Origin of the sequence: Calidithermus roseus, from assembly GCF_003574095.1 — a bacterium.
Lineage (GTDB): Bacteria > Deinococcota > Deinococci > Deinococcales > Thermaceae > Calidithermus > Calidithermus roseus.
The window spans coordinates 1-9,450 of the sequence record NZ_QWLA01000100.1 but is presented as its reverse complement, the minus strand read 5'-3'; the positions used below and the strand labels follow the sequence as shown (position 1 = coordinate 9,450).

Genomic DNA, 9,450 nt, shown 5'->3' with positions numbered 1-9,450 from the left:
GCCAGCGGGTCTTCTCCTTGGCATCCTTGCAGCTACGGTAGCGCTGTTCGAGTTCCTCCAGGCTCAGGTGGGGGTGTAGGGGTATGGCTTTGCTCGGCATGCATTATTATCTACATAGGTTTGGTATTATAACCCCCAGTGACCACCCCGAATCCCGCCCGCGCCACCGCCCGGCCCCAAGCATAGGCCTCACGGTACTGCGGCGTATGCGGAGCCGAGCGGGCCGAACCGAACACGGCAACCAGTCGCATGACCCGAGCATAAGCCCTCGAGGGTCGGTGTCGGGTATCGGGCGACGGGTGCAGGGAGCTTGTGGCCTGTGGAGAAAAGCTTTCGACCACCTGGCGTCTTGCGTCTTGCGTACACCCCTATGCCGGAGCAGTCTCTGGGCAGGGGCAGCAGCGGTGCTCCTGGTCCTTGTCCATCAGCTCGATCTGGCGCTTGAGCTGCTCGTTCTTCAAGCGCAGGTTTTCGAGCTCGAGCTTGATCTGCTCCTCGAGTTCGGGCTCGCAGATGCTGCACTCGTCCAAACAGCCGCGCACGAAGAGGCCAGGGGTGGGAAAGGAGGTCTTGCGCTCGAAGGAGAACTCGAGCCTGGCCTCGGGGCTGATCTGCCCGCCCACCTTGTCCAGCAGCCCCGCCCTCACCAGGTCCTGGTCCACCTGGCGCAGGGCCCGCTCCTTGACCGCCAGGGGCAGGGGTTCGACGGCGGGTGCTTGCACCAGCACAACCGCGCCGAAGGCCGCAGCCCGCGCCCCGACCTCGCCCGCCCCGCTCAGGCCTGCTTGCCGCAGGGCGCTCTGGCGCGCGAGTTCTTCGACCTTCAGGCGGTTTTCGTCGCTGGCCAGCACGGCCTGGGGGATCACGGAGAGCTGGCCCCTGGAGATCTGCGGGTTGAGCGCCACCTGGGTGTTGACGGCGGGGTCGATCACCCGGCGGCGGATGGCCTCGAGGGTGAAGCGGATGGTCTGGGTCTTGTTGATGCGGTAGAAGTAAAACGTGATCGCCCGGCAGCGGTTGGGGTTCTTGAACTCCCGGCTGCTGGACTCGAAGTGGTCCTCGGTCTCCCCCTCGGCGTGCGAGCGGGTGTTGACCTCGCCCATCGAGACTGAGCTCGCGGCCCTGGTGGCCATCTCCGAGCGACTGTGCGAGGCCTCGGCGTGCTGCTTCAGCTCACGCAGGAACTCGCTGGAGGAGGAGGCGTTGTAGCTGCCGCTGACCCCCACCGACGGCCCCGAGAAGATGGTCTCGAAAAAGCCGCTGGTCTCGGCGTGGCTCTCGGCGCTGCCCTGGGAGACGTTTCTCGAGCGGCCGCTGTCGCGGATGGAGAGGTCGGACATGGAGCGGTCCATGCTGGCCATGTAGAAGTGCTCTTCCTGGGTCTGCTCGTTGCGGTAACTGAGCTTCGAGGCCGAGTCGAAGGTGAAGCGGGTGCGGCGATCGGAGGTAAATAGCCGCACCTTCTCTCCGGGAAAGAGGGTGGTGGAATAAGCCAGGTCGCCCACCTCCAGCGGCCCCGCGCAGCGCTCGAGCCGGGCGTGGATGAGCACCTCGACCTGCACCGTCTGACGACGGTCACCGACGACGACGGTGGTGGGGTGAATCTGGCGGTAGTGGAAATCCAGGAAATCACAAGTAGGCCTAGCCTCCAGATCGGGGCAGCACGGCACACCCTTTACGCTTTCGTGCTTTTCTACCATAGCCTGCTCCTATCGCGGTCCTCACCGGCTCGAGAGCCCTGAAGAGCGCTCCAAAACAGCAATTCAAGCGAAAAATCTCACGGGCCAAGCAATCGACACAACCAGCCTCTCACCCCCTCGCCAAGACGATGCGAGCGCGCCGCTGGCCGCGTGTTGCCCATAGGCGGCGGGTTTCAGGCTAGACCAGCCAACGTTACCGGAAGGTTACAAAATAAAGGTTGGCTCAAGGGGAGCCAGGGGAAAGAGTCGAGAGCCGGTGGCTCATGGCTATCAGCCTTCGGCGTATTGCGTACGACGCAGGACGTAAGGCGTACGACCCCCTCAGCGCCCCGTAGCCACGGCCAAGGCCCTCAGGCGCGCGGCGTGCTCGGGGGTGAGGTCCTCGGGGACATAGCGCCATGACCAGTAGCCGCCCACCTTGCCGGGGTAGTTCATGCGGGCCTCGGTATCCAGGCCGAAGACGTCCTGCAGGGGCACCACCGCCAGCCTGGCCGGGCTCTTGAAGGCCAGGGTGATCAGCGCCCAGGGCACCTCGGCGGGGGAGTCGAAGGTGATGTCGTTGTCCTGCAGGTAGGAGCGCATGAACTCCTTCTCCTCCTCGGGGGCCGTCTTGTACCAGCCCAAGGTGGTGTCGTTGTCGTGGGTGCCGGTATAGGTGATGACGTTGCCGTCTTCGGGGTAGTTGTGGGGCAGGAAGGGGTTGGTCTCGTCGGAGAAGGCGAACTGCAGGATCTTCATGCCGGGGAAGCCGAAGCCATCGCGCAGGGCCTCGACCTCGGGGGTGATCACGCCCAGGTCCTCGGCGATGATGGGCGCGTCGCCCAGCGCGGCGCGAACCGCCTGGAACAGCGCCTCGCCCGGGGCCTTGACCCAGCGGCCCTTGACGGCGGTGTGGGCGTTGCCGGGGATCTCCCAATAGGCCTCGAAGCCCCGGAAGTGGTCGATGCGCACCAGGTCGCAAGTCTGCAGGCTCTGCCTTATGCGGGCGATCCACCAGCCGAAGCCGTCGGCCTGCATCACGTCCCAGCGGTAGAGCGGGTTGCCCCACAGTTGCCCGGTTTCGCTGAAGTAGTCCGGTGGAACCCCGGCTACCACGCTGGGGGTGCCATCGGGGTTGAGGTAGAAGTACTGCGGGTTGGCCCACACGTCGCTGGAGTCGTAGGCCACGAAGATGGGCATGTCTCCGATGATGTGGATGCCCTTCTGCGCGGCGTAGGCCCGTAGCTCGGCCCAGGAGGTATAAAACAGCCACTGAGTCCAAGCGTGCATCCCCACCTCCTCGGCCAACTCACGCCGGGCGGCCTCGAGCGTCTGTGGCTCCCGCCGGACGAGTTCGGGGCTCCACTCGTTCCAGGGCTTGCCGCCGAACTTGTTTTTGAGCGCCATGAACAGCGCGTAGTCGGCCAGCCAGCCCGCTTCCTTCTGCTCGAAAGCGGCTAAAGCGCTCTTGTCGGCCTCACCGGCCCGGGCCACGAAGCCCGCGTAGGCCCGGCGCAGCAGCGGCCAGCGGGTGTCGTAGAGCCAACCGTAATCGACCTTGTGGGCGGGATAGGCCGGGGGGTCCTCGGGCTCGAGCCAGCCCCTGGCGATGAGCATGTCGGGGTCGATGAGGTAGGGGTTCCCGGCGAAAGCCGAGAAGGACTGGTAGGGCGAATCCCCGTAACTCGTAGGCCCCAGCGGCAGCACCTGCCACCACTTAGCCCCCGCGCTGGCCAGCCAGTCGATAAAAGCGCGGGCCTCCTGCCCGAGCGTGCCAATGCCCCAACGGCCAGGAAAGCTGGTAGGGTGGAGCAATATCCCGAAGCTGCGTTGTAAGTTCATGGCCCCAGCATACCGGGTCCGGTGGAAGCGTTTCTACGGCTCGAGGGCTCCCCGTCGCCAGGCGGGAAATTAGCGATTAGCCGTCAGCCCGTAGCGCGTGGTTCGTCGCGGGTCGAGGGCGAAAGCGTCTTGCGTAGGACGTACGACGCAAGACGTACGACCGGCGTCTAGCGTTTTGCGTACGATGTAGGACGTAGGACGTCCGACCCGCGCCGGGCGTTCAGCACTCAACCCTTCTTCAGCCGATCTTGTTCCCTTTCTCGTCGTAGCGGTAGAAGCCCCGCCCGCTCTTGCGACCGTAGAGCCCGGCCTGCACCATCTTGCGCAGCAGCGGCGAGGGGCGGTACTTGTCGTCGCCTAGGCCCCGGTGCAGCACCTCCATGATCGAGAGGCAGGTGTCGAGGCCGATGAAGTCGGCGAGGGTGAGGGGGCCCATGGGGTGGTTCATGCCCAGCTTCATCACCTGGTCGATGGCCTCGGGGGTGGCGACCCCCTCCATCACGCACTGGATGGCCTCGTTGATCATGGGCAGCAGCACCCGGTTGGAGACGAAGCCGGGGTAGTCGTTGACCTCGACGGGGGTCTTGCCCATACGGCGGGCGGCTTCCAGCACGGCCTGGGTGGTCTCGTCGCTGGTGAGGTAGCCCCGGATGACCTCGACGAGCTCCATCAGGGGCACGGGGTTCATGAAGTGCATCCCGATGAAGCGCTCGGGGCGCTTCGTCACCGAGGCCAGGCGGGTGATGGGGATGGAGGAGGTGTTGGAGGCCAGGATGGCCGTGGGCTTGAGCAGGGGGTCGAGTTCGCGGAAGAGCTCGTTCTTGGCGGGCTCGCTCTCCACGATGGCCTCGATGACCAGGTCGCAGTCGGAGAGGTCGGAGAGCTGGAGGGTGGTCTGGATGCGCTCGAGCGAGGCGTCGTGGGTGGCCTGGTCGAGCCGGCCCTTCTCCAGCAGCTTGGCTAAGGAGCGCCGTATGGTGCTCAGGCCGCGTTCGACGAAGCTTTCCTCGAGGTCGCGCAGCACCACCGCGTAGCCCGCCTGCGCCGCCACCTGGGCGATGCCCGATCCCATCTGCCCTGCACCAACTACACCGATTTTGCGAATTTCCATACGCCGTCATTGTATCGGCTGAACTCACCTTTCGCGCCCCGCCCTGGGTGTGCGACCTATGACGCAGGAGCCTCAGCACCTTGGGTTCAGCGTTCGGTGTAAGAGTTCTTGGACTCAGCCCTCGACCCTGAGCTCCGGGCGCGGGGCGCTTTTGACCTTGCCCAGGGTGTTGACCACGGTCACCCCCACCAGCGCGATGGCCCCGCCAATCATCGACAGCAGCGCGGGCACCTCGCCCAGCCAGACGAAGGCGATCAGCGTGGCGATGAGGGGGTTGACGTAGAGGAAGCTGGTGACCCTCGTGGCGGGCGCCCTCGAGAGCGCATAGGACCAGGTGACGTAGGACAGCCCGCCCGGCAGCACCCCCAGGTAGATCACGGCCAGCGTCGTGGGCAGCGGGGCCGCCGCCACTTCCTGAGCCAAGCCCGGCAGGAAAAGCAGCATGGGCAGGGTTCCTGCCCAGATGGAGTAGGCCGTGAACTGGAGGGCGGTGTAGCGCCGGTAGAAGGGTTTTTGCAGCACGAAGTACAGCGAGGTGGCCAGGGCCGAGAGCAGGATGAGGAGGGCTCCCGGTTGCAGCTCGAAGCCTCCGGGCTTGCCGAAGGCGATCAGCGCCACCCCGGTAAAAGCGATGGCGATGCCAATCCAGCCCCAGGGCGAGATCTCTTCCTTGAGCAAGTAGCGTGAGAGCAGAGCCGTGAAGACCGGCCCGCAGGCGATGAGCAAGGCGGCAGGCCCCGCCAGCACCGTGACCTGGCCGAAGTTGAGCGCGGTGTGGTAGACGGTGATCCCCACGAAGCCCAGAGCAAAGATGCCCGGCCAGTCCTCTCGCCGGGGCAGGGGCATGCGCACCGCCAGGGCGTAGACCAGGAGGGTCAGCGAGGCCACCAAAAAGCGCAGCAGGGTGAGGTGGCCGGGGGAGTAGGCCTCGAGACCGGCCCGGATCCCCGCAAAAGCCGAGGCCCAGGGCAATAGGGTCGCCACAATCGCCAGCAGCGTACGGTAATCCATTCCCAGAGTCTAATGCAATCCGGCTGAGTCGGGCAGTATCCGAATTGCGTTCGGTTATGGGGTCGTACGCGAAACGCTAAACGCAAGGGACTATCGGCAATTTCTGTCGGGGCGAGCCACCGTTTCACCCCAGACTATTCGGCTATCCACCAGCGGTGCTCAACGCAAAGGAATTCGGTGGGTGTAGTCGATCTTCTGCCCCTGCAACCGTCCCACCCACAGGAATTGCAGCGTGCCCGGCAGGGTCACCTCGAGCGTTTCCGGCCCCACGACTCGCCGCCAGAAGCGGGGTTCGGCTCCCACCGCGAGCGCGTACTGGCCGCTGGGGAGGGCCAGCCGCAGGGCCACGCCGGGAGCCTGGGTGACCTCGAGGCGGGCCTGCCAGCCGCCGCCCTGCCCTTCAGGGGCCACGAACCAGCCCCGACCGTCGTTGAAGCCGTACTCCAGGCGCGAACCGGGGGGCAGCTCGAGGCTCAGGTCCAACCTGGGCCCGACCTGGGCAAATAGCTGGCGGTCCAGGAAGATGCCCAGCGTTCCCGGAGCCTCTCCGCTCAGCCACAGCAGGGTGCGCTGAGCCTGGGCCGAGGTTCGCTTCAGCACGGGATCGAAGGGGCGCCCCACGAAGTTCTGCACCACCACCACCTTGCGGCCCTGACGCACCAGGGCCACGCCCAGGTGGGTGAAGTCGCCCTTGAGCAGGTTAGCGCGGTGGCCGGGGCTGTTCATCCAGTCCTGCACGGCTTTCCTGGGGATGTCGGCGTCGGGGTAGCCCTCGTAGTAGGCCAGGTTCTCCCCCACCACCACCTCGGTGACCCCTGCCGCCGCCATGCGCTGGCCGGGGGTGCGCCCCTCGGGGGTGTCGTGGCCGAAGTAGCCCCGCGCCAGCATGTCCTGCGCGTGACCCACGGCGGCTTTGTAGGCCAGGCTGTCCCACAGCAAGGCCCCCAGCCCTCGCGCCAGGCGGAGTTGGTTGGTCTGGGCCAGCACCTCGAGTTCGAGGGCGCTCTGGGCAAGGCCGGTCGAAAACAGCAGCGCCAGCAGAACCAGCAGACGAGGAGGCTTCACAGCCTCGAGCCTATCCCAAAGGAGGCGCATGGCCCAGGGCATATGTCATCTGAGCCCTGCTACACCTTGACCCCGCCCACCGGGCCGTATACTCCCAGGGCATATGGCTTTAGCGCGAACCGTGACTTTGTCCAATGGCCTGATCCTGGCCGTGGAGGAACAGCCCTGGAACCCCGGCGTGGCCATGCAATTGCTGCTGCCGGTGGGGGCCGTCACCGACCCGGAGGGCCTGGAGGGGGCAGCCAACTTGCTCGAGGGCTGGCTGTGGAAGGGGGCCGGGGGCCGTGACGCGCGGGCCCTGGCCGAGGCCTTCGACGACCTAGGCGTGCGCCGGGGCAGCGCAGCCGGGCTGGAGTACACCACGCTGGGGGCTTCCTTCCTGGCGGGGCAGCTCGAGAAGGTGCTGGCGCTCTACGCCGACGTGCTCATGCGGCCCGCGCTGCCCGAGGATGCCTTCGAGACGGTGCGGCAGGTAGCCTTACAGGAACTGGCCTCGCTCGAGGACCAGCCCCCCAAGAAGATGTTCACCGCGCTTCGGCGGGCGGTCTTCGAAAGCCCGCACGGGCGCAATCCCAGCGGCAGCCTCGAGGGGCTCCAAGCAGCCACCCCCGAGGCCCTGCGGGCCGACTTCGCGCGGCGCTACGGGGCCCGCGGCTCCATCCTGGCGCTGGCCGGGGGGGTTAGCCTCGAGCGGGCCCAGGCGGCTGTGGAGGCCACGCTCGGGTTGTGGCAGGGGGGTGAGGTGACGGTGCCCGCGCCCGTCGTGAGCCAGCCCCATACCCTGCGGCTCGAGCAGCACAGCGCCCAGGTGCAGATCGGGCTGATCTACCCCGACGTGAGCATCGGCCATCCCGAGTTCTACACCGCGCGTCTGGCAGCGCAGGTGCTCTCAGGCGGCATGGGGGCGCGGCTGTTCGTCGAGGTGCGTGAGAAGCGCGGGCTGGTCTACTCGGTCTACGCCTCGCCCAACGGGGTCAAGGGCTACAGCTACCTCAGCGCCTACGCCGGGACCACGCCGGAGCGGGCTGAGGAGACCCTGCGGGTGCTGCGGGCCGAGATCGAGCGGCTGGCCCAGGGGGTGAGCGCGGAGGAGCTCGAGCGGGCTAAGGTGGGCCTGCGCACCATGCTGGTGATGCAGGAGGAGTCGGCGCGCTCGAGGGCGGTGAGCATAGCCCGCGACCTCTACCTGCTGGGGCGGGTGCGCAGCCTCGAGGAGATCGAGGCCGCCATCGCCGCCGTAGACCCAGAGCGCATCAACCGCTACCTGGCAAAAAACCCCTACCGCGACCCCTGGACGGCCATCCTGGGTCCGGTGGATCAGATCGTGGCCTCGCTATGAACCCGATGAAGCTGAAAGCGACCCCCATGGACACCGGCGTGGAATTCAAGGAAACCCGGCTCGACAACGGCCTCACCGTGATCGCCGAGGTCAACCCAGCAGCCCGCAGCGTGGCGGTGGGCTACTTCGTCAAGACCGGCAGCCGCGACGAGCGCCCCGAGGAGTCGGGCGTCTCGCACTTCCTCGAGCACATGCTCTTCAAGGGCACCCCTACCCGCGACGCCATCGAGATCAACCTCGAGTTCGATCGCATGGGCGCGCAGAGCAACGCCTTCACCACCGAGGAGAACACCGTCTACCACGGCGCGGTGCTCCCGGAGTTCGGCCCCAGGCTCCTCGAGTTGCTCACCGACATGATGCGCCCGGCGCTGCGCCAGGAGGATTTCGACACCGAAAAGCAGGTGATCCTCGAGGAGATCGCCCTCTACGCCGACCGCCCACAGTTCATGGCCTTCGACTGGGCCCGCGCGCGTTACTTCCGGGGGCACAGTCTGGGCAATAGCGTGCTGGGTACGGCGCAGAGCGTCGGGGCCCTGACCCGCGAGCAGATGGCCGACTATCACGCCCGGCGCTATTCGCCCGCCAACATGGTGCTGGCCCTGGCCGGTCAGCTCGACTGGGAGGCCACCCTCGAGCAGGTCCGGGTCCTGACCCACCCCTGGCGGCCCGTGAGCGCGGGGCGGGAGTACGCGCCTTTCCAGCCCCAGCCAGGAGAGTTCCGCCAGCCCTACCCTAAGGCCACCCAGAGCTACCTGGTCCACCTTGCGCCCGGCTTCGCCGCCCAGGACGAGCGGCGCTACGCCGCGAGCGTGCTGGCGAGCATCCTGGGGGCCGAGGGCAACAGCCGCCTGCACTGGGCCCTGGTAGACAGCGGCCTGGTGGAGTCGGTCAACGCGAGCCATGACGAGAACGACGGGGTGGGGCTGTTCTACATCTTCGCCCAAACCGACCCGGCCAACGAGGAGCGGGTGGTGGAGGTGCTGCGCCGCGAGTTGGAGCGCCTCGAGCGCGAGGGGGTGCGGCCCGAGGAGGTCGAGCGGGCCAAGAACAAGATCGCCACCGGCATCGTCTTCGCGGGCGAAACCCCCATGAGCCGGTTGTTCAACCTGGGCCTCTCCTACGTCTACACCGGGCGCTACGAGACCTTGAGCGAGATGGCCCGCAAGTACGAAGCCCTCACCGTCGCCGATGTGAACGCGCTGCTCGAGGCCAGGCCCTTCTCACAGGGCTTCCTCTACCGCTTAGTGCCGCCTGAGGCCGATAGCTGATCGCCAAAGAGTTCCCGTCACCTGGAACCCAGTACCCCACATCCCCTACCATCCCTGCTGCCTGAACAGCGGCACGAACTCCTCCGGCACGAAGAGGCGGTCTTCGGGGAGGGGGATGGCGGGGTAGTCCTCGGG

Annotated in this window: 7 protein-coding genes and 1 pseudogene; 2 read left to right on the top strand and 6 right to left on the bottom strand. The window is 66.7% G+C overall.

All coding sequences use genetic code 11. The annotated features are described in order from the left end of the window. Positions 1–131: 131 nt before the first annotated feature. From Mrose_RS16895 to Mrose_RS16870, 6 genes and pseudogenes are all read right to left on the bottom strand, one after another. Positions 132–251: pseudogene (locus tag Mrose_RS16895) on the bottom strand (LOG family protein); the annotation flags it as partial. A gap of 117 nt (positions 252–368) precedes the next feature. Continuing rightward, positions 369–1,700 (bottom strand): hypothetical protein, encoded by a 1,332-nt coding sequence (locus Mrose_RS16890; protein WP_119280262.1) that lies wholly within the window; start codon positions 1,698–1,700, stop codon positions 369–371. A 321-nt stretch (positions 1,701–2,021) separates the two neighbouring features. Next, a complete protein-coding gene (gene malQ, locus Mrose_RS16885; protein ID WP_119280260.1) occupies positions 2,022–3,521 on the bottom strand; it encodes a 4-alpha-glucanotransferase in 1,500 nt (499 codons plus the stop codon). 238 nt (positions 3,522–3,759) lie between these two features. Continuing rightward, on the bottom strand, positions 3,760–4,632 hold the full coding sequence (locus Mrose_RS16880) for a 3-hydroxybutyryl-CoA dehydrogenase (protein ID WP_119280258.1): 873 nt from the start codon (positions 4,630–4,632) through the stop codon (positions 3,760–3,762). A gap of 114 nt (positions 4,633–4,746) precedes the next feature. Then, positions 4,747–5,643 (bottom strand): DMT family transporter, encoded by an 897-nt coding sequence (locus tag Mrose_RS16875; RefSeq protein WP_119280256.1) that lies wholly within the window; start codon positions 5,641–5,643, stop codon positions 4,747–4,749. Positions 5,644–5,802: 159 nt separating this feature from the next. Then, the gene (locus Mrose_RS16870) at positions 5,803–6,708 is read right to left on the bottom strand and encodes a CAP domain-containing protein (RefSeq protein WP_119280254.1); all 906 of its coding nucleotides are present in this window, start codon (positions 6,706–6,708) and stop codon (positions 5,803–5,805) included. Between the two features lie 103 nt (positions 6,709–6,811). Between Mrose_RS16870 and Mrose_RS16865 the strand changes: the two genes are divergently transcribed. Further along, entirely contained in the window at positions 6,812–8,047 is a 1,236-nt protein-coding gene (locus Mrose_RS16865) for a M16 family metallopeptidase (RefSeq protein ID WP_119280252.1), read from the top strand. A 5-nt stretch (positions 8,048–8,052) separates the two neighbouring features. Next, positions 8,053–9,315, top strand: coding sequence for a M16 family metallopeptidase (locus Mrose_RS16860; RefSeq protein ID WP_245970007.1), 1,263 nt, complete (start codon positions 8,053–8,055; stop codon positions 9,313–9,315). The last annotated feature ends 135 nt before the right edge of the window (positions 9,316–9,450 follow it).

Coding starts and splice junctions, on each gene's coding strand:
- Mrose_RS16875 (WP_119280256.1), bottom strand. CDS start 5,643: ATGGATTACCGTACGCTGCTGGCGATTGTGGCGACCCTATTGCCCTGG.
- malQ (WP_119280260.1), bottom strand. CDS start 3,521: ATGAACTTACAACGCAGCTTCGGGATATTGCTCCACCCTACCAGCTTT.
- Mrose_RS16890 (WP_119280262.1), bottom strand. CDS start 1,700: ATGGTAGAAAAGCACGAAAGCGTAAAGGGTGTGCCGTGCTGCCCCGAT.
- Mrose_RS16865 (WP_119280252.1), top strand. CDS start 6,812: ATGGCTTTAGCGCGAACCGTGACTTTGTCCAATGGCCTGATCCTGGCC.
- Mrose_RS16880 (WP_119280258.1), bottom strand. CDS start 4,632: ATGGAAATTCGCAAAATCGGTGTAGTTGGTGCAGGGCAGATGGGATCG.
- Mrose_RS16860 (WP_245970007.1), top strand. CDS start 8,053: ATGAAGCTGAAAGCGACCCCCATGGACACCGGCGTGGAATTCAAGGAA.